Annotated in this window: 1 pseudogene; it reads left to right on the top strand. The window is 51.3% G+C overall.

The annotated features are described in order from the left end of the window. Window positions 1–470: 470 nt before the first annotated feature. Window positions 471–839, top strand: a pseudogene (locus ACR3FF_RS27195) (ArdC-like ssDNA-binding domain-containing protein); the annotation flags it as partial. Between the last annotated feature and the right edge of the window lie 92 nt (window positions 840–931).

The raw sequence follows: 931 nt of genomic DNA, 5'->3' as shown, positions 1-931 counted from the left end.
ATCTCCCGAACACGTGGTATCGAGAGGCGAGACAACCAGCTCCGTCACGCCAGACGCTTCTTGAGGAGGTGAATGCAGCACTGTATGCTGGTTTTACGTCTTAACCGAATACGAATGGCCTGCACTCGTACACGACAGTCTCATCGTCAGCCAACCACCGCCGCACCATGGCGGAGAGTGACATAGCATCCGTCCTTTCGCACCCGACGCAATAAGAATTGGCACCTTTATTGGACCCCTGTTTAAAGAGATAGCTTCTTCGACCGACTCGCTGAACCAGACAACAGTCACTCGCTCTCGAAGAACAGCACGCGATATCGGTACGATTCCTGCGTTACACGGAAATTCCACAGAATCGATGATAGGTTGTTTGAGAAATACTACTAACTCGAATCAAACGACTCTAAATGGATTTTTTGGCCCCTGAAGGGTGCGGGGCGCTCAACAGAAGCGTCCGTATCTGAAGACCAATAGCTACGAGTACCGACTCTGCGGTGTCGTTTGACGAATACGACACCCGACGCGGCGAGATACACAACACGATCGAACACTGGATCAACGACCTCACTGCGTTGACTGACGAGACGAGAGCAAGTCAGCAATTCCAGGACTGGTTAGATGTCCAGTCCAAATTCCATGACTACTCCCATCGGAATACGCTCTTGATCGCCCTTCAGTGTCCGAACGCGACGAAGGTCGCTGGGTACAACACCTGGCGAACCGAGTTCGATCGGCACGTCCAGGAAGGAGAGAACGGAATCTGGATCTGGGCGCCGATCATCACAAAGCAGTGTCCCGACTGCGAAAATTCACCTAGTGCTTCGTCAACCATAGATTGTTAAGAGACAATCTGTTAGAGAGGATATGGTAAACAAGGAGTATACGGTTGATCTTTCAGACGAGGAACGCACCGAGCTCGAATCGTTCGTCT

It is taken from the genome of Haladaptatus ordinarius (genome assembly GCF_054177595.1).
The sequence above is the reverse complement of the archived record's forward strand: the minus strand, read 5'-3'. Positions and strand labels throughout refer to the sequence as shown.